This is a genomic window from Klebsiella sp. 4_1_44FAA (assembly GCF_000238715.1).
GTDB lineage: Bacteria > Pseudomonadota > Gammaproteobacteria > Enterobacterales > Enterobacteriaceae > Klebsiella > Klebsiella pneumoniae.
The window spans coordinates 646746-666470 of sequence record NZ_JH414798.1 but is presented as its reverse complement, the minus strand read 5'-3'; the positions used below and the strand labels follow the sequence as shown (position 1 = coordinate 666470).

General features: G+C 59.6%; 23 protein-coding genes. 8 read left to right on the top strand and 15 right to left on the bottom strand.

Annotated elements, in window-relative coordinates:
* Positions 1 to 143: 143 nt before the first annotated feature.
* The 4 genes from HMPREF1024_RS22445 (at position 144) to HMPREF1024_RS22460 (ending at position 3849) form a co-directional block, all read left to right on the top strand.
* Positions 144 to 956, top strand: coding sequence for a DNA-binding transcriptional regulator (locus HMPREF1024_RS22445; protein WP_009307629.1), 813 nt, complete (start codon positions 144 to 146; stop codon positions 954 to 956).
* 91 nt (positions 957 to 1047) lie between these two features.
* The gene (locus HMPREF1024_RS22450; RefSeq protein WP_009307628.1) at positions 1048 to 2106 is read left to right on the top strand and encodes an ABC transporter substrate-binding protein; all 1059 of its coding nucleotides are present in this window, start codon (positions 1048 to 1050) and stop codon (positions 2104 to 2106) included.
* Positions 2096 to 3103: an iron ABC transporter permease gene (locus HMPREF1024_RS22455; RefSeq protein ID WP_004151840.1), complete on the top strand. Its 1008-nt coding sequence runs from the start codon at positions 2096 to 2098 to the stop codon at positions 3101 to 3103. The genes HMPREF1024_RS22450 and HMPREF1024_RS22455 overlap by 11 nt, the downstream gene beginning before the upstream one ends.
* Complete coding sequence (locus HMPREF1024_RS22460) at positions 3100 to 3849, top strand: ABC transporter ATP-binding protein (RefSeq protein WP_004151841.1); 750 nt, start codon at positions 3100 to 3102, stop codon at positions 3847 to 3849. The genes HMPREF1024_RS22455 and HMPREF1024_RS22460 overlap by 4 nt, the downstream gene beginning before the upstream one ends.
* On the opposite strand, the gene HMPREF1024_RS22465 is transcribed toward HMPREF1024_RS22460, so the two are convergent.
* The 4 genes from HMPREF1024_RS22465 to HMPREF1024_RS22480 all read right to left on the bottom strand — a co-directional run bounded on the left by HMPREF1024_RS22465 (position 3833) and on the right by HMPREF1024_RS22480 (position 8732).
* Positions 3833 to 4576 carry a substrate-binding domain-containing protein gene (locus tag HMPREF1024_RS22465; protein WP_009307627.1) on the bottom strand — a complete coding sequence of 248 codons (744 nt, stop codon included), beginning with the start codon at positions 4574 to 4576 and terminating at the stop codon, positions 3833 to 3835. The two genes, HMPREF1024_RS22460 and HMPREF1024_RS22465, sit on opposite strands and share 17 nt — an antisense overlap.
* A gap of 56 nt (positions 4577 to 4632) precedes the next feature.
* On the bottom strand, positions 4633 to 5469 hold the full coding sequence (locus tag HMPREF1024_RS22470; RefSeq protein WP_004189497.1) for a shikimate dehydrogenase: 837 nt from the start codon (positions 5467 to 5469) through the stop codon (positions 4633 to 4635).
* Between the two features lie 15 nt (positions 5470 to 5484).
* The gene (locus tag HMPREF1024_RS22475; protein ID WP_009307626.1) at positions 5485 to 6807 is read right to left on the bottom strand and encodes an MFS transporter; all 1323 of its coding nucleotides are present in this window, start codon (positions 6805 to 6807) and stop codon (positions 5485 to 5487) included.
* A gap of 71 nt (positions 6808 to 6878) precedes the next feature.
* On the bottom strand, positions 6879 to 8732 hold the full coding sequence (locus HMPREF1024_RS22480) for a bifunctional sugar phosphate isomerase/epimerase/4-hydroxyphenylpyruvate dioxygenase family protein (RefSeq protein WP_004148702.1): 1854 nt from the start codon (positions 8730 to 8732) through the stop codon (positions 6879 to 6881).
* Between the two features lie 126 nt (positions 8733 to 8858).
* Between HMPREF1024_RS22480 and HMPREF1024_RS22485 the strand changes: the two genes are divergently transcribed.
* Positions 8859 to 9497: a TetR family transcriptional regulator gene (locus tag HMPREF1024_RS22485; RefSeq protein ID WP_002908844.1), complete on the top strand. Its 639-nt coding sequence runs from the start codon at positions 8859 to 8861 to the stop codon at positions 9495 to 9497.
* Between the two features lie 17 nt (positions 9498 to 9514).
* On the opposite strand, the gene fumD is transcribed toward HMPREF1024_RS22485, so the two are convergent.
* From fumD to HMPREF1024_RS31080, 3 genes are all read right to left on the bottom strand, one after another.
* The gene (gene fumD, locus HMPREF1024_RS22490; RefSeq protein ID WP_004180357.1) at positions 9515 to 9727 is read right to left on the bottom strand and encodes a fumarate hydratase FumD; all 213 of its coding nucleotides are present in this window, start codon (positions 9725 to 9727) and stop codon (positions 9515 to 9517) included.
* Positions 9717 to 9875 carry a hypothetical protein gene (locus tag HMPREF1024_RS0125595; RefSeq protein ID WP_014907411.1) on the bottom strand — a complete coding sequence of 53 codons (159 nt, stop codon included), beginning with the start codon at positions 9873 to 9875 and terminating at the stop codon, positions 9717 to 9719. Before HMPREF1024_RS0125595 ends, fumD begins: the two co-directional genes overlap by 11 nt.
* 88 nt (positions 9876 to 9963) lie before the next feature.
* Positions 9964 to 10095: a hypothetical protein gene (locus HMPREF1024_RS31080; RefSeq protein WP_004217210.1), complete on the bottom strand. Its 132-nt coding sequence runs from the start codon at positions 10093 to 10095 to the stop codon at positions 9964 to 9966.
* A 137-nt stretch (positions 10096 to 10232) separates the two neighbouring features.
* On the opposite strand from HMPREF1024_RS31080, the gene pykF reads away from it, so the two are divergent.
* Both pykF and HMPREF1024_RS22500 read left to right on the top strand, forming a co-directional pair.
* A complete protein-coding gene (gene pykF, locus HMPREF1024_RS22495; RefSeq protein ID WP_002908859.1) occupies positions 10233 to 11645 on the top strand; it encodes a pyruvate kinase PykF in 1413 nt (470 codons plus the stop codon).
* A gap of 312 nt (positions 11646 to 11957) precedes the next feature.
* A complete protein-coding gene (locus tag HMPREF1024_RS22500; RefSeq protein ID WP_002908860.1) occupies positions 11958 to 12194 on the top strand; it encodes a major outer membrane lipoprotein in 237 nt (78 codons plus the stop codon).
* 61 nt (positions 12195 to 12255) lie between these two features.
* Here the strand turns inward: HMPREF1024_RS22500 and HMPREF1024_RS22505 are convergent, their stop codons facing one another.
* The 8 genes from HMPREF1024_RS22505 to HMPREF1024_RS22540 all read right to left on the bottom strand — a co-directional run bounded on the left by HMPREF1024_RS22505 (position 12256) and on the right by HMPREF1024_RS22540 (position 19547).
* Positions 12256 to 13242 (bottom strand): L,D-transpeptidase family protein, encoded by a 987-nt coding sequence (locus HMPREF1024_RS22505; protein ID WP_004143241.1) that lies wholly within the window; start codon positions 13240 to 13242, stop codon positions 12256 to 12258.
* A 99-nt stretch (positions 13243 to 13341) separates the two neighbouring features.
* The gene (gene sufE / locus HMPREF1024_RS22510) at positions 13342 to 13758 is read right to left on the bottom strand and encodes a cysteine desulfuration protein SufE (RefSeq protein WP_009307623.1); all 417 of its coding nucleotides are present in this window, start codon (positions 13756 to 13758) and stop codon (positions 13342 to 13344) included.
* A gap of 11 nt (positions 13759 to 13769) precedes the next feature.
* Positions 13770 to 14990, bottom strand: coding sequence for a cysteine desulfurase SufS (gene sufS, locus HMPREF1024_RS22515; protein WP_009307622.1), 1221 nt, complete (start codon positions 14988 to 14990; stop codon positions 13770 to 13772).
* On the bottom strand, positions 14987 to 16261 hold the full coding sequence (sufD, locus tag HMPREF1024_RS22520; RefSeq protein ID WP_002908869.1) for a Fe-S cluster assembly protein SufD: 1275 nt from the start codon (positions 16259 to 16261) through the stop codon (positions 14987 to 14989). Before sufD ends, sufS begins: the two co-directional genes overlap by 4 nt.
* Complete coding sequence (gene sufC, locus HMPREF1024_RS22525) at positions 16236 to 16982, bottom strand: Fe-S cluster assembly ATPase SufC (protein ID WP_002908876.1); 747 nt, start codon at positions 16980 to 16982, stop codon at positions 16236 to 16238. Before sufC ends, sufD begins: the two co-directional genes overlap by 26 nt.
* A 16-nt stretch (positions 16983 to 16998) precedes the next feature.
* On the bottom strand, positions 16999 to 18486 hold the full coding sequence (gene sufB, locus HMPREF1024_RS22530; RefSeq protein WP_002908877.1) for a Fe-S cluster assembly protein SufB: 1488 nt from the start codon (positions 18484 to 18486) through the stop codon (positions 16999 to 17001).
* A 2-nt stretch (positions 18487 to 18488) separates the two neighbouring features.
* The gene (sufA, locus tag HMPREF1024_RS22535; RefSeq protein WP_004143232.1) at positions 18489 to 18866 is read right to left on the bottom strand and encodes a Fe-S cluster assembly scaffold SufA; all 378 of its coding nucleotides are present in this window, start codon (positions 18864 to 18866) and stop codon (positions 18489 to 18491) included.
* A gap of 483 nt (positions 18867 to 19349) precedes the next feature.
* Positions 19350 to 19547 (bottom strand): hypothetical protein, encoded by a 198-nt coding sequence (locus HMPREF1024_RS22540; protein WP_002908880.1) that lies wholly within the window; start codon positions 19545 to 19547, stop codon positions 19350 to 19352.
* Between HMPREF1024_RS22540 and HMPREF1024_RS31075 the strand changes: the two genes are divergently transcribed.
* A complete protein-coding gene (locus tag HMPREF1024_RS31075; protein WP_014343173.1) occupies positions 19546 to 19683 on the top strand; it encodes a hypothetical protein in 138 nt (45 codons plus the stop codon). The two genes, HMPREF1024_RS22540 and HMPREF1024_RS31075, sit on opposite strands and share 2 nt — an antisense overlap.
* Positions 19684 to 19725: the final 42 nt, after the last annotated feature.

Sequence of the window (19725 nt, the reverse complement as noted above, 5' to 3'; positions counted from 1 at the left end):
TGACAGGCAATTTGTTAATCATGTGTAAACGTATTTTTATAATGGGCTGAGTATAGGGCGGGGGTTTTCGGCTACAATCAAAACATCATCGAATGTGCACCAGGTGCACAACACTGTTTTTAAAGCATTTTAAGGGAGGGTTTATGCGTGACAATGAGTCCGCAGCGTACAAAACGGTGCGCGGATTAAGCCGGGGTTTATTGTTATTAAAATTGTTAAATAAATTCGACGGCGGCGCGACGCCGGGCCTGCTGGCGGAGTTTAGCGGCCTGCATCGCACCACCGTGCGCCGGCTGCTGGAGACGCTACAGGAGGAGGGTTTTGTCCGCCGCAGCCGCTCCGATGACAGCTTCCGGTTGACCATTAACGTCCGCCAGCTGAGCGATGGATTTCGTGACGAACATTGGATTTCTGCCCTCGCCACGCCGCTGCTCGGCGAGCTGCTGCGCGAGGTGCAGTGGCCAACGGACATCACCACCCTCGACGTCGACGCCATGGTGGTGCGCGAGACTACCCACCGCTTCAGCCGACTGTCGTTTCACCGCGCGATGGTCGGACGGCGGCTGCCGCTGCTGCTCACCGCCTCCGGACTGACGTGGCTGGCCTTTGCCCCCGACGCGGAACGCGACGCCATCGTCAGCATGCTGGCCGCCCGTCCGGAAGCTGAGTATCAGTTGGCCCGCGAACCGGAACGGCTGGCGGCGATCCTCGCCCGCACCCGCCAGAACGGCTATGGCGAAAACTTCCGCGGCTGGCGGCAGGAGGAGAAAATCGCCTCGATCGCCGTGCCGGTCTGCAGTCAGCAGTGGGTTATCGGCTGCCTGAACCTGGTCTATATCGCCAGCGCGATGACCATTGAGCAGGCGGCGCAGAAGCATCTCCCTGCGCTGCAGAGGGTGGCGAGGCAGATAGAAGCCCGCATGGAAGAGGAAGAAGTGTGGTACGAAATGCCCTGATCGTGATGAGGATAAATGCGATCAACCATTGCGCCCGGCTTCGTTATATAATTTAATACACAACGAATTTTCACGCCATTCGGGCCACACCATGTCAAAACACCCCTTACTGCTGGGCCTGACGCTGCTCAGCGCCAGCCTGTTCACCGGCCAGACCTTCGCCGACCGCACCGTCACCGACCAGCTGGGTCGCCAGGTCACCCTCCCCGACCACGTCACCCGCGTTGTGGTTCTGCAGCATCAGACGCTCAACCTGCTGGTACAACTGCATGCGGCCGAGGATATCGTCGGCGTCTTAAGCAGCTGGCAGAAACAGCTCGGGCCGCAGTTCGCCCGCTTTATGCCCGAGATCGGGCAACTGGCGACCCCGGGCGATCTCACCCAGGTCAATATTGAAAGCCTGTTGGCGCTGCGTCCGCAGGTGGTTTTCGTCGCCAACTATGCGCCGCCGGCGATGATCGCGCAGATCCAACAGGCCGGGATCCCGGTGGTGGCCATCTCGCTGCGCCATGATGCCGCCGGGGAAAAAAATAAAATGAACCCCACCATGGCTGACGAAGAGCAGGCCTATAACGCCGGGCTGATGGAGGGGATCCGCCTTATCGGCGAGGTGGTCGAGCGCCAGCCCGAGGCCGAGGCGCTGATTCACTACACCTTCGAGGCGCGCAAGCAAGCCAATGCGCCGGTGGCCGATATTCCACCGAACCAGCGGGTGCGGGTGTACATGGCCAACCCCGATCTGAATACCTATGGCGCTGGCAAATACACCGGGCTGATGATGGCGCACGCCGGGGCGCTGAACGTGGCGGCCGCCAGCGTAAAAGGCGCCCGCCAGGTGTCGCTGGAGCAGGTGCTGGAGTGGAACCCCCAGGTGATCTTCGTCCAGGACCGTTATCCGCAGGTGGTCAAACAGATAGAGAACGACCCGCAGTGGCAGACGATCGATGCGGTGAAACATCACCGCGTGTGGCTGATGCCGGAGTACGCCAAAGCCTGGGGTTACCCGATGCCGGAGGCCCTGGCGCTGGGTGAGCTGTGGATGGCGAAAAAACTCTATCCTGCGCGCTACCAGAGCATCGATGTGGACAGTAAAGCCAGCGATTATTATCAGCGTTTTTACCGCGTGGCGTGGACGCCAGATGCCCGCTAACTCTCAGCCCTGGCTGGTGCAGGGAAGCCTGGCGCTGGCGACGCTGGCGATCGCGGTCGCCTCGCTCTGTTTCGGCCAGTACCCGTTAAGCCTGAGCGCCGTTGGCCACACCCTGGTCCATCTGCCGCCAGGAGAAGGGGTGATCGGGCAGATCGTCTGGTCGGTTCGCCTGCCGCGCGTGGTGATGGCCCTGCTGGCCGGGGGCGCGCTGGGGCTGTGCGGCGCCACCTTGCAGGGCGTGTTCCAAAACCCGCTGGTGGACCCGCACATCATCGGGGTAACCGCCGGCTCCGCCTTCGGCGGCACGCTGGCGATCCTGTTGGGCGTCGGCAGTCTGCTGATGATGGCCTCGACCTTTTTCTTCGGCCTCGTCGCGCTGGGGCTGATTTACGCCCTCGCCGCCCTGCAGGGGCGGGACAGCACGCTGGGGCTGATTCTGTCCGGGATCATTCTCAGCGGCTTCTTCGCCGCGCTGGTCAGCCTGATGCAGTACCTCGCCGACAGCGAAGAGACGTTACCGAACATCGTTTTCTGGCTGCTCGGCAGCTTCGCGACCGCCAGCTGGCATAAGGTACTGCTTATGTCCCTGCCCCTGGCGGTGGCTGCCGGGGCGCTGTGGAAGCTGCGCTGGCGTATCAACCTGCTGGCCCTGGAGGAACGCGATGCCCGCAGTCTTGGCGTTCCGGTGGCCGCGCTGCGTCGCGGCGTGCTGGTTTGCTGCGCGGTGCTGGTGGCAGCCCAGGTGGCGGTCAGCGGCAGCATCGCCTGGATGGGTCTGGTGGTCCCGCACCTCGCCCGTCTGCTGGTAGGGGCTGACCATCGTCGCCTGCTGCCCACCGCCTTCTGGCTCGGCGCCGCCCTGATGCTGGTGGTGGACGATCTGGCGCGTACGCTGACCCAGGCGGAGATCCCGATCGGGATCATCACCGCCCTGCTCGGGGCGCCGCTGTTTACCGTGTTGCTGGTGCAATCCCGACGCCGGAGTACGACCCGATGAACAGCTCATTATCGCTGCAAGCGCTACGCTACGGCCACCGTCAGCCGCTCTTCGCCCCGCTCACGCTGGCCTGCCGGCCCGGTGAGATCTGGGCGGTGCTGGGCGCCAATGGCCGGGGAAAAAGTACCCTGCTGGATACCCTGACCGGCGTGTTGCCGCCGCTGGGCGGCGAGATGCAGTGCGAGGGCGGCGTGGCCCTGGTTCCGCAGTCGTTTCGTCCCGCTTTTCGCTGGCGCGTGAGCGATGTGGTGCTGATGGGCCGGGCCCGTCACGTGGATCTCTTTGCCCAGCCGGACGAGGAGGATGCCCGGCGGGTTGAGCAGGCGCTGGCGCAGCTGGGGATTGCCGCCCTGGCCGAAGATGACTTCGGCGCCCTCTCCGGCGGCCAGCAGCAGCTGGTGTTGATTGCCCGCGCGCTGGTCAGCGCCAGCCAGAATATCCTGCTGGATGAGCCCTGCTCGGCGCTGGACCTTGGTAACCAGCAGGTGGTATTGCAGCTGATCGGCGATCTCGCCCACCGCCAGGCGCGCACCGTCCTGTTCACCACCCATGATCCCAACCACGCCCTACAGGTGGCCAGCCATACGCTGCTTCTGCTGCCGGAGGGCCGGTGGCTGGCGGGTGAGACCGCCGACGTACTGAGCGAAACGCATCTCCGGCAAGCGTACGGCCTGCCGGTACGCCTGATCCGCCATGCCGCCTCCGCGTTCCCTCTGCTGGCGCCGGGGTTTACGCTGCGTCGCTGAACGGCATAAAACCCGCCTGCCGGAGATACCCCTGGCCAACGTCGTCGAGGATAAAGCGATACAGGGCCAGCGCGGCGGGATCGGCCCTGAGACGCGCCAGCTGGTAATCGCAGCGAATATTCCACGGCGCCGGGATGGTCAGGGTACGCAGATCGTCGCAGGTGGCCAGCGCGGGGCCATAGTGCGCATAGCCGATAAACAGATCCGCCAGATTCTGGCGAATAAGCCACGCGCCGGCTATCTCTCCCGGCGGCACGCTCAGTGAGTCTCTGCCGCCGACCAGCTGCTGCGCCCGCCCGGCCATCGCGTTGCCCAACCCTGGATAGCGTGCCTCAATTCGGGCGAACAGCTGCCAGGTATAATCTCCCGACGGATCGCAGCCCGGCGTGGAGGTCGCCAACCGCAGGCGGGTCGTGCTGAGCAGCGCCAGCCAGTCCAGGCCATCGTTATCCGGCGACCGCCGGGCGGTCAGCATCAGCTGGTTGCTGGCAAATCCCTGGCATTCCTGCGCCAGACCCGCCTGCAGCAGCGCCTGCGGGTGCGCCGCGTTGGCGGAAGCAAAAACCGCGCACGGCGACCCGGCTTCGATCCGCTCGCGCAGCAGGCCGGCAGGGCCAAACTGCGCATCGACCGCCAGGCCAGTGTGCTGCCGAAAGTGCGCCACCAGCGGCAGGAAAGCGCTTCTCAGGCTTCCCGCCGCCAGCAGCGTGAGAGTGGTGTTTGTCATAAGAGGTCGCTATAAACAGGATAATATAGCGTTATATTACCCGGTTTGCCGTCGCGTCAGTAACGAATTTCTGCCAGGGTCCGCAGCTGCTCGGGGGTGGCTACCGGTAGGTCAAAAAAGCGCAGATAGGCAGGGATCATTTCAAACAGCATGTCGGTCCCGCGCTGGATGTGGCACTGTCGTGCCTGAGCGGCCCTCAGCAGCGGGGTGTACTCCTGAGTCATGACGACTTCCCCCACCCAGGCGCCTGGCGCCAGACGGTCAACGTCCAGCGGCAGCGGATCGCTGGCCTTCATCCCCAGCGGGGTGGCATTGACCACCAGCTCGTGTCCGGCAGGATCGGGCTGCATCAGGGTGATATCGAGCTGCGGATAGTGCTGATGCAGCCGCCCGGCGAGGGCGTGCGCCACCTCGGGCCGGGTATCGTACAGGGTCAGGGCGCTGACCCCCGCCGCCGCGAGGGAGGCGGCGATAGCCGATCCCACCCCGCCGCTGCCAACCACCAGCGCCCGCGTCCCCTGCGGGTTAAACCCTTTACGACGCAGGCCCAGCACAAATCCCTCGCCATCGAACATGTCTCCGCTCAGGCTACCGTCAGCCTCGCGGCGGATGGCATTGCAGGCGCCAGCGATGGCCGCCGTCGGGCTCAGGCGCTGCACCAGATCGCAGGTGGCGATTTTATGCGGCATCGTCACCAGCGCGCCGATGATATTGGTCATCGTAAACAGCGGCGGAATAAACGCGGCGTAGTCCTCCGGCCTGACCCCCATCGGCACCACCTTCACGTCCACCTGCTGGTCAACGAACCACGGGTTGTAGATCATCGGCGCCTTAAAACTGGCGGTCGGATAGCCAAGGTGCGCTATCAGCCGCGTATGCCCACTAATCACCATGCCTTGCTCCTTTGCTTACTGCGATAACTCGATACGTTTGACGTCGCCGAGGATAAACAGATAGGCCACCACGCCCAGCAGCGCGGCGCCGCCGATGTAGATCAAGGCGTAGAAGAAATTGCCGAACCCGGCAACGATAAAGCCGATCACCAGCGGGGTGATGATCCCCGCGAGGTTGGCGCAGAAGTTAAACAGGCCGCCGGTCAGGCCGCCCAGCCCCTTCGGGGCGATATCGGAGATCAGCGTCCAGCCGAGACCCACCATCCCCTGGCCAAAAAAGGCAAACGACATCACCAGGATCACCGCCAGGTCGCTCTCCAGCCAGTTGGCGGTAATGATGCAGCTGGCCATCAGCAGACCGGCGACGATCGGCAGCTTACGGCCAAGGTTGGCCGACCCGGTGGCCTTGAGCAGTTTGTCGGAGAGCCAGCCGCCAAACATCACCCCGCCGGCGGCGGCGACAAACGGCAGGATGGAGAAAAAGCCGACCTTCAGCCAGGGCATATGCCGCTCGGTGGCCAGCCAGGTGGGGAACCAGGTGAGAAAGAACACCAGCACGGTATTGCCGGCAAACTGGCCGATACTGGCGCCGATGATCTGCCGTTTGCTCAGCAGCTGGCGGACCAGCGGCCAGCTGAACGCCACCTGCTGGTCGGTCGGGGCGCTGAGGCCGCCGCCGTTTTCGATATGCTCGCGCTCCTGCGGGCTAAGACGCAGGTCTTCATGCGGTTCGCGGTAGCAGCGCCACCACACCAGGGCAAACAGAATGCCGACGGCGCCAACGCTGACGAACAGCACCCGCCAGCCGAAACCGTCCATGATCCAGAACAGCAGCGGCGCAAAGCAGGCCAGCCCGAGATACTCCCCCACGGTGTACACCGCCGTGGCCTTCGCCCGCTCCTGCTGTGGGAACCAGGCGCTGACCACCCGGCTGTTGACCGGAAAGCACGGCGCTTCGCTAATACCGAGCCCGAAGCGGCACAGCAGCAGCGTCTTCAGCCCCACCGCCATGCCGTGGAACAGGGTAAACAGCGACCACAGGGTCAGTGACAAAAAGTAGGTCACTTTGTTGCCAAAGCGGTCGAGAAACAATCCGCCGGGGATCTGCGCCAGAGCATAGGTCCAGGCGAAGGCGGAGAAGAGGATTCCCATGATCGCCGGGTCGATCCACAGCTCAGCGGTGAGCTTTGGGGCGGCGATCCCCAGTACGGTGCGATCGAGATAGTTGATCATGGTGCCAATGGCCAACAGCGCAAGAATGCCGATACGCCGCCGGGAGCGGCGCACGGTGACGGCTGGCTGGGCGGCAGCCGTCGGGTTAGGGCTATATGAGCTCATAGTCGGTTCCTGTCTCGGGTACAGAGGGTGTTGTTATTGTGTTTAACGCATAATGAACCATTTGATTCAGGCTAACAATACTGCATCGCCGCCAGACGGACGGCCGCATTCGCTGCGCCATAGAGCGCATAGCCAGCCCGGCGCTCGGTTAACTCAAAGAAAAAGCGGCCGGCGGTAAACGGCCGGGTGTAAAGGTGCAGGAAATCTCCCCCCTGCGGATCGCGGTCATAGAGGAGCTGCTGGCGCTGAAGCTGCCCGACGTCCAGCTCGCCGCCAAAGCGCGCCAGCAGATCGTCATAATAATTGGCCGGGATCGGCAGCGTATGGCGGGCAACCTCGGCAAGCTGGTCGCAGGCGGCCGGCAGATCGCGGCAGGCAAAGGCGGCATGCTGCAGCCCCGCCCCCTGGTAGCAAGCGACGGAGCGGGCGATCTGCGTCGCCCGGCTCTGCGAAATATTCAGCGCCAGACGGATATCGCCCTGCGGGCTGCGCACCGCCAGGCTGCGCACCAGTCCATACGGGTCCGGCAGCGTCTGCTCATGCTCAAGGGAAAAACCAAACACCGTACGGAAGAACATCACCCAGTTATCGCGGCTGTCGGCCTCCATTCCCAGCGCCAGATGATCGATACCGAGATAATCCTCGCGCACCGTCACGCCATCACGCAGATGAAAATCGCGCTCGTAGATAGCCTCCCCGGCGTCGATGAGATAGATAAGGCTGCCGTCGGGGGCGCAGATCGCCGGGATCGGCGTTTCGTTCGGCCCGGCGTCGCCCTGCCAGGTGGCATACCCCAGCGCGCGGGCGCGGGCGACAAGCGACGCGCTGTGCTCGACCCGCAGCGCCATCGCGCAGAGCGATACCCCGTGGCGTTGATAAAAATGGTCGGCCCAGCTGTGCGGCTGATGGTTGATGACGATCCGCGCCCCGCCGTTGCGCCACAGCGTCACCTGTCTGGAGCGGTGGCTTCCCTCGTGCTGAAAACCCAGCGCCTGCAGATGTTGCCCCAGGCGCTGCGCCTCGGCGGCGCTGGCGGCGAATTCGATAAACTCCAGCCCGTGATAGACCGGCAGCGGCGGCGGTGAAAACAGATCGGCATCGCACGTCGGGAGCCGGCGGCGGGTTTGCTCCTCCAGCCACAGCAGCGAACGATAACCATCTTTGGCCGTCGCGCCGTTCGGCGAGGCGCGAAAACCGTCATTGAAGATCTCCAGCGACCAGGGGCCGCGGTAGCCACAGCGGGTGATCTGCTCGGCAAACGCCTCCAGCGGCAGCTCCCCCTGTCCGGGAAAGCAGCGGAAGTGGCGGCTCCACTCCAGCAAATCCATTTTCATATACGGCGCATCGGCGAGCTGTACAAAGGTGATTTTCTCCACCGGCACCGACGGTAGCGCGTCCAGCGTGTCGCCGCGGGCCAGAATATGGAAACTGTCGAGCACCAGGCCCAACGCCGGGCTGTCCACCCGCCGCACCCGCTCCCAGGCCTGCTGCCAGCGGTTCACATGGGTTCCCCAGGCCAGGGCCTCATAGCCGATAGCGATCCCCTCCTCTTCCGCCAGCGTGGCCAGCGCCCGCAGGTCCGCGACCTGCAATTCGCTATCCGCCGAGCAGTCCGGCTGTACATTGCTGCACAACAGCAGCGTCTCGCAGCCCAGCTCGCGCATCAGAGCAAACTTGCGCCGAGCGCGGGCCATATTCGCCGCAAACTGCGCCCGACTGGCGCCTTCAAAATCGCGAAAGGGTTGAAAAAGCGTGATTTTTAACCCTAAATCGGCGGCAAGCTGGCGGATTTCCGCCGGCGTCCCCGTATAATAGAGCAGATCGTTCTCGAAAATTTCCACCCCCTGATACCCCGCCGCCGCAATAGCGTGCAGCTTCTCAGGCAAGGTGCCGGAAATCGAAACGGTGGCGATAGAGCGCAGCATAAGGTCCTCGGGTCAACAGCTGACGTAAACCTTGAATATGTATCATTTGGTTCATTTGCGCCATACTAGGTTGCTAAATTGTGATCATTATGTGTATTTTTTGTCACCCAAAAAAAAGGAGTTGCCATGACCGTCGTTGCCCATGATGAAGCACAATCCCTGAAGGCGCGGATCTTCAGCGCCGCTATCGCTGTCTTTGCTGAACACGGGCTGTCAGGCGCCCGCATGGAGCAGATCGCCACCGAGGCGCAGACCACCAAACGCATGGTGGTTTACTACTTCAAAAGCAAAGAACAGCTCTATCAGGAGGTGCTGCAGCATGTGTATGCGCGGATCCGCGAAACCGAGCAGCAGCTGGGGCTGGAGAATGTGCCGCCGGTGGAGGCGCTAGTGCGGCTGGTGCGCTGGAGCGTGCGCTATCACGCCACCCATGCGGACTATATGCGCGTCATTTGCATGGAGAATATGCAGCGCGGCAAGTGGTTAAAAAGCTCGGGTGAACTGAAGCCGCTGAATCGTACCGCCCTGTCGATACTGGAAGACATTTTACTGCGCGGCCAGCAGCAGGGCGTCTTTCAGGCGGGGCTCGACGCGCGCGATGTCCACCGGTTAATCAGCAGCTTCAGCTTTTATCAGGTGTCGAACTTCTACACCTTCAGCAGCCTGTATCTTGACGATCCGCTACCCGCCATCGACGATGAAGCGATGGTGGCTCACCATTGTGACATTGCCGTCAGGGCGGTGATCCGCTTCGTGATTTCCTGACCCGCCGGCGCAAGGGATCAGTGCCCGGAAAGCGCATGAATGACTTTCTCCATAGCCTCCACGGTGAGCGGCGAACGCTGGATTTTGCGGTTCGCCAGCGAGGTGCGCAGCACACCGGCAATGACAATGTGTTTCGGCTCCTGACCCAGGTCACGCATTTCCAGCACGACTTTACCCACCACGCGGCACATTTCCTGGTACAGGTCGTCGTCTTTCGCTTTATTTCCCATAGAATTTGGCTCGTATTTTATCATTATCAATCAAATCATTATTGTTAGATTTCCCGCACAACGCAAACCATCGCCACTTTAAAGGTTCAATGACGCATTTTACCGGCTCATGATGGCGAAATAATCCATTTCTTTTACCCTTTTTCATAGCCGGTGACGAAAAAGTGTGTTGCGTAGATTTTTGCATAACGTGCCGGTTTTGTTACGCGTTTTGTCCATAATTTGAAACGAGGTTTTTATTTTCCTTTTTGATTTCGGCAGCGTATAATGCGCTTCGATTCTTTCTTGAATGGTTTCAGCGCATTGGACTGCATGATAAAACGCATAACACCTTGCCACATTTCATGGGCTGAACCGCCAGCACACATTCTTCTGCACGCTTCAGGGTTGTCACCTATCCTTAGGGCGTGGCTTAGCAACTTTCGTAATACAGGTTTGGCTCCCCGGCAGTGCGCCCGCGGAGCGAGAATTCCATATCCTTCACAACTTAAAGACTAAAACTGTCATGAAAAAGACCAAAATTGTTTGCACCATCGGTCCGAAAACCGAATCTGAAGAGATGCTGACCAAAATGCTGGAAGCCGGCATGAATGTGATGCGTCTGAACTTCTCCCACGGTGACTATGCGGAACACGGTCAGCGCATCCAGAACCTGCGCAATGTGATGAGCAAAACCGGTAAGAAAGCCGCTATTCTGCTGGACACCAAAGGGCCGGAAATCCGTACCATCAAGCTGGAAGGCGGCAACGACGTCTCCCTGAAAGCAGGCCAGACCTTCACCTTCACTACCGATAAATCCGTCATCGGCAACAACGAAATCGTTGCGGTAACCTATGAAGGCTTCACCTCCGACCTCGCCGTCGGCAACACCGTCCTGGTGGACGATGGCCTGATCGGCATGGAAGTTACGGCTATCGAAGGCAACAAAGTTATCTGTAAAGTGCTGAACAATGGCGACCTCGGCGAGAACAAAGGCGTTAACCTGCCGGGCGTCTCCATCGCCCTGCCGGCGCTGGCTGAGAAAGACAAACAGGATCTGATCTTCGGTTGCGAACAGGGCGTGGACTTCGTCGCGGCCTCCTTCATCCGTAAACGTTCCGACGTCGTCGAGATCCGTGAGCACCTGAAAGCCCACGGCGGTGAAAACATCCAGATCATCTCCAAAATCGAAAACCAGGAAGGCCTGAACAACTTCGACGAAATCCTCGAAGCGTCTGACGGTATCATGGTTGCGCGTGGCGACATGGGCGTGGAGATCCCGGTTGAAGAAGTTATCTTCGCCCAGAAAATGATCATCGAAAAATGTATCCGCGCGCGTAAAGTGGTTATCACCGCCACCCAGATGCTGGACTCCATGATCAAGAACCCGCGTCCGACCCGCGCTGAAGCCGGCGACGTGGCTAACGCCATCCTCGACGGCACCGATGCGGTGATGCTGTCCGGCGAATCCGCGAAAGGTAAATACCCGCTGGAAGCGGTCACCATCATGGCGACCATTTGCGAACGTACAGACCGCGTGATGACCAGCCGTCTGGACTTCAACAACGACAACCGTAAACTGCGCATCACCGAAGCGGTGTGCCGCGGCGCGGTAGAAACCGCTGAGAAACTGGAAGCGCCGCTGATCGTGGTCGCCACCCAGGGCGGTAAATCCGCACGCGCTGTGCGCAAATACTTCCCGGATGCCACCATCCTGGCGCTGACCACCAACGAAACCACCGCTCGTCAGCTGGTGCTGAGCAAAGGCGTGGTACCGCAGCTGGTGGAAGAGATTGCCTCTACCGATGATTTCTATCATCTGGGCAAAGACCTGGCGCTGAAGAGCGGCCTCGCGCGTAAAGGCGACGTAGTGGTGATGGTTTCCGGCGCATTAGTGCCGAGCGGCACGACTAATACCGCTTCCGTACACGTGCTGTAATAATTTACAGGTTAATTGGTTTTTTTTAATAAAGCGCCTCGCGGGGCGCTTTTTTTTATTCATTGATTAGCTCTTCCTATTAAAAATGCAAATCGGAATTTACTATTTAATAAGGGATTATCTAAGATGAATCCGATGGAAGCGCGCTGTTTTCACTCGCCTTTTTCAGCGATTCTGAGCAATTCGATGCTTCTTTGAGCGAACGATCAAAAATAAGTGCGTTCAGGTAAAAAAAATATTCTCATCCCAAAAAACTTTGTGTAATACTTGTAACGCTACATGGAGATTAACTCAATCTAGAGGGTATTAATAATGAATCGTACTAAACTGGTACTGGGCGCGGTAATCCTGGGTTCTACTCTGCTGGCTGGTTGCTCCAGCAATGCTAAAATCGATCAGCTGTCTTCTGACGTTCAGACTCTGAACGCTAAAGTTGACCAGCTGAGCAACGACGTGAACGCAATGCGTTCCGACGTTCAGGCTGCTAAAGACGACGCAGCTCGCGCTAACCAGCGTCTGGACAACCAGGCTCACTCTTACCGTAAGTAAGAGTTCTGGTAATAAAAATGGCGCACTCTGTGCGCCATTTTTTTTGCCCTCAGCATGAGGGCTATTGGGTAAGCAGACCGTTGTCAGACGAGCTATTCTGCGCCGACAGCGACGTCGCCGTGCTACCTGCCCCCGCCGACACCACCACCGGATACCCCGCCCTTCTCGACATCGCTTTTTTCAACTGCAGATCATCCACTGCTTTATCCTCTGCGAAGGCGTGAAACGCCGCTGGCAGCGTGTAAGCGATGGTCCGGGTGTTTTCCCCTTCGGTCTGCGAAAGCGGCCTGTGGACTTCGACATAGCGTTTACCATCCGGCTCGACGGCAAACTTCACCGGCTGATTGATAATCCGTACCGGCGTCCCGGTTTTCACCTGGCTGAACAGCGCTTTGATGTCATCAGCGTTCATCCGCATACAGCCCGAGCTGACGCGCAGACCAACGCTGTCTGGGGCGTTAGTTCCGTGGATGAGATATTCACCGTTACCGTAGGCCAGACGCAGCGCATAGCGGCCCAGGGGATTGTTCGGTCCGGCCGGGACCACTGCCGGCAGCGTCACCCCTTTCTCCAGCGAGCGCGCGCGGATGCCGGCGGTAGGCGTCCAGGTAGGGTTAGGGATCTTCTGCCCCACGCGGGTGGTCATCTCCGGCGTTTCCAGACCTAACTGGCCAATGCCCAGCGGATAGACCTGCACCTGATTCTCTCCCGGCGGGAAGTAATACAGCCGCAGTTCGGCGAGGTTGACGACAATGCCCTCCCTCGGCACGTCGGGCAGCAGCATCTGAGAAGGGATAAGGACCTGAGTGCCGGGCTTCGGCTGCACCGGCGCAATCGTATCGTTGGCTTCGAGGATCAGCATCGCCGCGGTATCGAAATGGCGCGCAATCGCCTGCAGGTTGCGATCTCCCTCCTGGACCGTCCAGTACTGATTCTGACCAATCAGCCGACTGTTGGCGGGAGGAAGCGGATAATCAACGGCCCAGGCGGCCGTGGAGGCGCCAAGGGCGCTGAGAAGGGCTAAGGTGATCATCGTTTTGCGTTTCATACTGAGATTCCTTCTTTCGCTGATAAAACGCCAGGAGACTGAACGGCGGCAGGGTCAGCGCCCTGCCGGACGTAACAGAATGAAATCTACCTGTTTATTCTAGCTAATATTTGCCGCTTTCGCGCGTATCGCGCGGATCATGGCTTCGAGGCCTTGCGAGCGGGAGGGGGTGAGATGCTGGGTGAGCGCCATTTTTTCAAACCACGGACGCACGTTGAACTCGGTGATGTCCTGAGCGGTCATCCGGTCATAGAGGATAAACACAACCGCTATCAGACCCTTGACGATCGCCGCATCGCTATCGCCGCGCAGGGTGATCACGCCTGTGGGATCCTGGTCCATCACGATCCAGACCTGGCTTTGACAACCCTGAATAATGTTCTGCACGCTATGTTCTTCCGGGCTTAGCGGCGCCAGACGCTGGCCAAGCTCGATGATATAAAGATACTTCTCTTCCCAGTTGGCGCAACGGCTAAAGTTACGCAACAGTTTGTCTTTGTCCGGTAGTGCCGCCATTGTCCCGTCCTTTACCCTAACAGTTTGCGGATCCGCTGGAGGCCGGCCACCAGGCGGTCCACCTCTTCCGTGGTATTGTACATCGCCAGCGATGCCCGACACATAGCCGGTACCTGATACCGGGCCATCAACGGCATCGCGCAGTGGTGTCCGGTCCGCACGGCGATCCCGTAGTTATCGAGGAAGCTGCCGACGTCATAGGCGTGATGCTGACCGAGGTTGAAAGCAATTACCCCTTTACGCTGCACCGGGCCGTAAAGGATCAGATCCGGTACCGCGCGCAGGGCATCGAGCGCGTAGCGCATCAGCGTCTGCTCATACTCGGCAATCTGCGTCAGTCCCAGCTGGCTGACGTAGGTCAGCGCCGCGCCGAGGCCAATGATCCCCCCGGTATTCGGCGTGCCGGCCTCAAAGCGCCACGGCGCCTGATTCCAGGTGGTGCCCTCCGTCAGGCTGACGGTGGCGATCATCGACCCGCCCCCTTCCCAAGGCGCCATCGTCTGCAGCAGCTCGGACCGGGCGTAGAGCACGCCGATCCCGGTCGGCCCATACAGCTTGTGGGCGGAGAAAACATAAAAATCGCAGCCCAGCGCCTGGACGTCTACCGGGTGGTGCATCACCGCCTGGGCGCCATCCACCAGCACTTTCGCGCCATGCTGATGCGCAAGAGCAATCAGCGCCGCCAGCGGGTTTTCCGTCCCCAGCACGTTGGAGACCTCGGTTATCGCCAGCAGGCGGGTGCGCGGGTCAAACAGTCCCGGGACAACATCCAGTTGCAGCGTACCGTCCGGGTTCAGGGGGATCACCCGCAGCTCAGCCCCGACGCGGGCGCACAGCATCTGCCACGGCACAATATTGGCGTGGTGCTCCATTTCGCTGATGATGATGTTATCCCCGGCGCCGACGTTGGCGTTTCCCCAGCTGTTGGCCACCAGGTTGATACCCTCGGTGGTGCCGCGGACGAACACCACTTCCTCCGCCGACCCGGCGTTAAGGAAGGTGGCCGCCTGCTGACGCACGGCTTCCATCCGCGCGGTGGCTTCCGCGCTGAGGGTATGGATGCCACGATGCACCGCCGCGTAGCCGTGGCGATAGAATTCCGCTTCGGCGCCGATCACTGCCTCCGGCTTCTGGGCGCTGGCGGCGCTGTCGAGATAGACCAGCGGCTGACCGTTGACCTCCCGGTTCAGTACCGGAAAATCGGCGCGAACCTGTTCTACTGAAAATGTCATACTGTGCCTCCCGGCAAACGCTGTCCAATACGCGCCAGCACCTGCTCTCTGAGCGCGTCGCTGCGGATAGCCTCGGTGAGCTCGGCGGCGAAGGCGTAGAGGATCATCTGCTGCGCCGCCTGCTGTTCGATACCGCGCGAGCGCAGATAGAACAGCTGCTCTTCGTCAATGCGCCCCACCGTCGCCCCGTGGCTGCATTTCACGTCATCGGCGTAAATCTCCAGCTGCGGTTTGGTGTCGACCTCCGCCAGCCGCCCGAGCAGCAGATTATTGTTGGTCATCTGACCGTCGGTTTTCAGCGCGAGCGGCGCGACGTTGATCAGCCCGTTAAACACCGCCCGCCCCTTATCGCTGACGATGGTTTTGTGCAGCTGGCGGCTGGTGCAGTAGCCGACCTGATGGTCGAGCCAGGTGCGGCTATCGCAGACCTCATTTTTCACCGGCATCGCCAGCGAATTGAGGCGCAGGTTGCTGTTTTCGCCGCCCAGGCGGGTGCTGGTCTGGTGACGCAGCACCTGGCCGCCAAGCAGGAAACTGCTGCTGAAGGCCGAGGCGTCGCGGCCCAGCAGCAGGTCGTTATGGGCGAAGTGATAGCTGCGGGCATTCTCAAATGCCAGCTTGATATGCTGGAGGTGCGCGTTATCGGCCACCGTCATGGTCAATCGCCCGCCGGTGAAATGCGGCTGCTCATTGAGGCTCAGGTAATGCTCGACAATCGTCGCCTCCGCCCCGCTCTCCAGCGCCAGATGATGGCGATAGTGGGCGGTATTCAGCGCATCGCCGGCCAGGCCACTGGTGATATGCATCAGCAGCAGCGGTTTATCCAGGCGGCGGTTGCGCGGCACGCGAATGCGGGTCACCGTCTGGGCCAGGCTTTCGGTCAGATGGAGAAACACCTCCGGCTGCAGGGCATCCGGCAGATGCTGGCGCTGATTATCGACACTGACCTCCACGCCGCTGGCGGCAAGATCGTCGCTCAGCTGAGGATGATAGCGGCCATCGATAAACACCAGCCGCCAGGCGTCCAGCGGCAGCGCCAGCGCATCACGCTGTTCAGCACTGAGAGAGGCTCCCTCATCGGCGACAAAGCGACCGTTAAGTAGGGCATCCAGCGGAGTGTATTTCCAGTCCTCGTGCTTGCGCGTCGGCAGCCCAAGGCGCAGCAGCTGCTGCAGATGCTGACTGGCCTCCGGGGTACGCGGGCCGCCCTGCGCTTCAAACAGATGGTGCCACTGTTGCAGCGCGTTACTGCTGTTCGGTAAGCCAGCCATAGCCCTGCTCCTCCAGCTGTTTGACCAGAGAGAAATCGCCCGACTTCACAATCCGCCCCTGATACAACACATGGACATAGTCCGGCTTGATATAGTCAAGGATGCGCTGATAGTGGGTGACAATGATAAAGGCGCGTTTGCCGTCGCGCAGGGCATTCACTCCCTGCGAGACGATTTTCAGGGCATCGATATCCAACCCCGAATCCGATTCATCGAGAATGCACAGCTCCGGCTCAAGCACCGCCATTTGCAAAATATCGTTGCGCTTTTTCTCACCGCCGGAGAAGCCAACGTTCACCGAGCGGGTCAGGAGATCTTCCGGCATCTGCAGCAGCTTGATCTTTTCTTCCATTAAGTCCTGGAAATCGAAACGATCCAGCGCCTCCTGGCCACGATAGTTGCGCACGGCATTCAGCGCAGTCTGCAGGAAGAACTGGTTGCTGACGCCGGGGATCTCTACCGGATACTGGAAGGCCATAAAGATACCTTCCCCGGCGCGATCTTCCGCAGCGAGTTCGAGCAGGTTTTTGCCCTTAAATTCGACGCGACCGCCAGTCACCTCATAATCTTCACGCCCGGCCAGGGTGGCCGAAAGCGTACTTTTGCCTGAGCCGTTCGGCCCCATAATGGCATGGACCTCTCCCGGGCGCACCTCAAGGTTCAGCCCGCGCAGGATCGCTTTATCTTCGACGGCGACGTGTAAATCTTGAATACTTAACATCTTTTTTCCTTAATTATCAGCCGACGCTATGTTCAAGGCTAATGGCCAGCAATTTTTGCGCCTCTACAGCGAACTCCAGCGGCAGCTCGGAGAAGACGTCTTTACAGAAACCGTTGACGATCATCGAGATGGCATCGTCTTCGCTGATCCCGCGCTGCAGGCAGTAGAACAATTGATCTTCGCCAATCCGCGAGGTGGTCGCCTCGTGCTCCAGCTGGGCGCTATTGTTGCGGCATTCTACATACGGGAAGGTATGCGCCCCGCAGTCCGGGCCGATCAGCATCGAATCGCACTGGGTATAGTTGCGGGCGTTGGTGGCGGTCGGCATGATTTTGACCAGCCCGCGATAGCTGTTCTGACTGTGTCCGGCGGAGATCCCTTTCGAGATGATGGTCGAGCGGGTGTTCTTGCCGATATGGATCATTTTGGTGCCGGTGTCCGCCTGCTGATGGCCGCTGGTCAGCGCCACCGAAAAGAATTCGCCGATCGAGTTATCGCCGCGCAGGATGCAGCTGGGGTATTTCCAGGTGATGGCCGAGCCGGTTTCCGACTGGGTCCATGACATTTTGCTGTTCTCCCCTTCGCACAGGGCGCGCTTGGTGACGAAGTTGAGGATCCCGCCGGTGTTGTTATCGCCGGGGAACCAGTTCTGCACCGTGGAGTATTTCACTTCCGCGTCTTTATGGATGATGACTTCAACGACCGCGGCATGCAGCTGATAGCTGTCGCGCACCGGCGCCGAGCAGCCTTCAATATAGCTGACGTAGCTGCCTTCATCGGCCACCAGAATGGTGCGTTCAAACTGCCCGGTCTTTTCGGCGTTGATGCGGAAATAGGTCGACAGCTCCATCGGGCAGCGGACGCCCTTCGGCACATAGATAAAGGTGCCGTCCGAAGCCACCGCGGCGTTCAGCGCGGCAAAGAAGTTGTCATTCCCCGGCACTACGGTGCCCAGATACTTTTTCACCAGTTCCGGATGATCGTGGATCGCCTCGCCGAAAGAACAGAAGATGATCCCCTGCTCGGCCAGCTTTTCTCGGTAGGTAGTCGCCACCGACACCGAGTCAAATATCGCGTCCACCGCCACCTCGCGCCCTTCGCGTACCGGCACGCCCAGCTGGTTAAAGGCTTCTTCCACCTCGCTGGTCAGAAAGGTATTGGCCCCGGTCTGCTGCACCGCGCCAGGCTCGGAGGCACAGGTCTCATCGCAGTTGCCGCAGGAGGGCGCGGAATAGTAGCTGTAATCCTGATAATTCAGCTTATCGTAATGCGCTTTCAGCCAGTGCGGCTCCTCCATTTCCAGCCACGCCCGGTAGGCATTCAGACGAAACTCCAACATCCACTGCGGCTCATTGCGGCGAGCCGAGATAGCCCGAACGACTTCTTCATTAATGCCTTTGGCCAGCTCATCGGTTTGCAGGCGAGTAAAAAAGCCCTCTTTGTAGTTGAGCGGGCCGCCGGTCCAGGTTTTGACATCGTCAGTTGCTTCAGTATTACGCGACATAGTTACTCCGCCTGCACCCCAAAACTTTCGCCGCAGCCGCACTCATGCTGCGCTTTCGGGTTATGAAATTTAAAGATTTCATTTAAACCTTCCCGGACATAATCCAGCTCGGTGCCGTCGATGAACGGCATCGCCTGCAGCGGCGCAAACAGCTTCGCCCCGTCAGATTCAAAGAGCAGATCGTCGGGCGCCGGCTCGGCAATCATTTCGAGCACATAGCCAAAACCGGCGCAGCCGCTGGTTTTAATGCCCAGCCGCAGCCCTTTCTTATCCGGCTGCTTGCGCATCAGATCGCGGATATGCGCGGCAGCGGCCGGCGTCATGGTCAGTCCCTGCCAGCTGAAATCGGCGGGATTAAAAGTTCCTGCTTGTACTTCCATCGATAGACCTCCAGGTTGGCGCCATCAAGGCATACCGCCATGTTAGTGATAATGATTATCACTTCAACCCTTCTGCAGCAGGGGTATTGCCTCATTTAGCGCTTTTTATAAGCATAGACCCTCGCCCGGGGATTATCAGGGCGTGCAAATAGAACTTAATGGATTGATTTATAATATGTTATTTTGAAATCATTCTATCTCCGCACGCAATGGCAAAGATGTATCGAAAATACCGATTTATGCAATAGCGGCAGACCACCTTGCTGGTTATCCTTTGCAGGCGAGCATAAAGTGACAACGTAACAGAAGGCCCATGCCAGCGCGGGGCGCGGCCCCGGCCATGCGCTAGAAAAAAGCGGGTAGTGAAAGCGCCCGCCGGTAACGCTTCAGGAAAGGAATAAGCGCCGCTCGCCTGGCCGCGTTCGGGAAATAAAAACCAAAATAAAACGGGCAAACGGGGCTGCCAGGCGGGATACCGGCTGGCTAGGTGCCTTTACTCACCAGCCGGGCGGCCTGGACAAAGACCTCATCCTCTACCCCGTCCCCCTTCTGTCTGCCCAGCCTCACCAGTTCATCCACGATACTCCCCTGATTAATCTGCTTTTGTGTAGCCACTAAGCTAATGACCGCCGCGCCGATGGCCATGCCAATCAATGCCGTTTGTTCATCTTTATCTTTCATGGTGTCGCTCCGTCTGTCCTCCTCAGAAAGGCTAGCAAAAGATACCATCTGCTCAATTTCAAATTCACCTTCTTTACGTCTGACGCAAAGCCTGCGGCAGGGCACCTGGCAGGAGAAAAACAAACTAAGCGGCTGATTACAATGGCATAACACTAATGGACAATTAACAGACTTGTGA

Bases quoted from the DNA above. Each gene is read 5' to 3' on its own strand.
- HMPREF1024_RS22445 (WP_009307629.1), top strand. From the start codon at position 144: ATGCGTGACAATGAGTCCGCAGCGTACAAAACGGTGCGCGGATTAAGC.
- HMPREF1024_RS22450 (WP_009307628.1), top strand. From the start codon at position 1,048: ATGTCAAAACACCCCTTACTGCTGGGCCTGACGCTGCTCAGCGCCAGC.
- HMPREF1024_RS22455 (WP_004151840.1), top strand. From the start codon at position 2,096: ATGCCCGCTAACTCTCAGCCCTGGCTGGTGCAGGGAAGCCTGGCGCTG.
- HMPREF1024_RS22460 (WP_004151841.1), top strand. From the start codon at position 3,100: ATGAACAGCTCATTATCGCTGCAAGCGCTACGCTACGGCCACCGTCAG.
- HMPREF1024_RS22465 (WP_009307627.1), bottom strand. From the start codon at position 4,576: ATGACAAACACCACTCTCACGCTGCTGGCGGCGGGAAGCCTGAGAAGC.
- HMPREF1024_RS22470 (WP_004189497.1), bottom strand. From the start codon at position 5,469: ATGGTGATTAGTGGGCATACGCGGCTGATAGCGCACCTTGGCTATCCG.
- HMPREF1024_RS22475 (WP_009307626.1), bottom strand. From the start codon at position 6,807: ATGAGCTCATATAGCCCTAACCCGACGGCTGCCGCCCAGCCAGCCGTC.
- HMPREF1024_RS22480 (WP_004148702.1), bottom strand. From the start codon at position 8,732: ATGCTGCGCTCTATCGCCACCGTTTCGATTTCCGGCACCTTGCCTGAG.
- HMPREF1024_RS22485 (WP_002908844.1), top strand. From the start codon at position 8,859: ATGACCGTCGTTGCCCATGATGAAGCACAATCCCTGAAGGCGCGGATC.
- fumD (WP_004180357.1), bottom strand. From the start codon at position 9,727: ATGGGAAATAAAGCGAAAGACGACGACCTGTACCAGGAAATGTGCCGC.
- HMPREF1024_RS0125595 (WP_014907411.1), bottom strand. From the start codon at position 9,875: ATGAAAAAGGGTAAAAGAAATGGATTATTTCGCCATCATGAGCCGGTA.
- HMPREF1024_RS31080 (WP_004217210.1), bottom strand. From the start codon at position 10,095: ATGTGTGCTGGCGGTTCAGCCCATGAAATGTGGCAAGGTGTTATGCGT.
- pykF (WP_002908859.1), top strand. From the start codon at position 10,233: ATGAAAAAGACCAAAATTGTTTGCACCATCGGTCCGAAAACCGAATCT.
- HMPREF1024_RS22500 (WP_002908860.1), top strand. From the start codon at position 11,958: ATGAATCGTACTAAACTGGTACTGGGCGCGGTAATCCTGGGTTCTACT.
- HMPREF1024_RS22505 (WP_004143241.1), bottom strand. From the start codon at position 13,242: ATGAAACGCAAAACGATGATCACCTTAGCCCTTCTCAGCGCCCTTGGC.
- sufE (WP_009307623.1), bottom strand. From the start codon at position 13,758: ATGGCGGCACTACCGGACAAAGACAAACTGTTGCGTAACTTTAGCCGT.
- sufS (WP_009307622.1), bottom strand. From the start codon at position 14,990: ATGACATTTTCAGTAGAACAGGTTCGCGCCGATTTTCCGGTACTGAAC.
- sufD (WP_002908869.1), bottom strand. From the start codon at position 16,261: ATGGCTGGCTTACCGAACAGCAGTAACGCGCTGCAACAGTGGCACCAT.
- sufC (WP_002908876.1), bottom strand. From the start codon at position 16,982: ATGTTAAGTATTCAAGATTTACACGTCGCCGTCGAAGATAAAGCGATC.
- sufB (WP_002908877.1), bottom strand. From the start codon at position 18,486: ATGTCGCGTAATACTGAAGCAACTGACGATGTCAAAACCTGGACCGGC.
- sufA (WP_004143232.1), bottom strand. From the start codon at position 18,866: ATGGAAGTACAAGCAGGAACTTTTAATCCCGCCGATTTCAGCTGGCAG.
- HMPREF1024_RS31075 (WP_014343173.1), top strand. From the start codon at position 19,546: ATGGTGTCGCTCCGTCTGTCCTCCTCAGAAAGGCTAGCAAAAGATACC.
- HMPREF1024_RS22540 (WP_002908880.1), bottom strand. From the start codon at position 19,547: ATGAAAGATAAAGATGAACAAACGGCATTGATTGGCATGGCCATCGGC.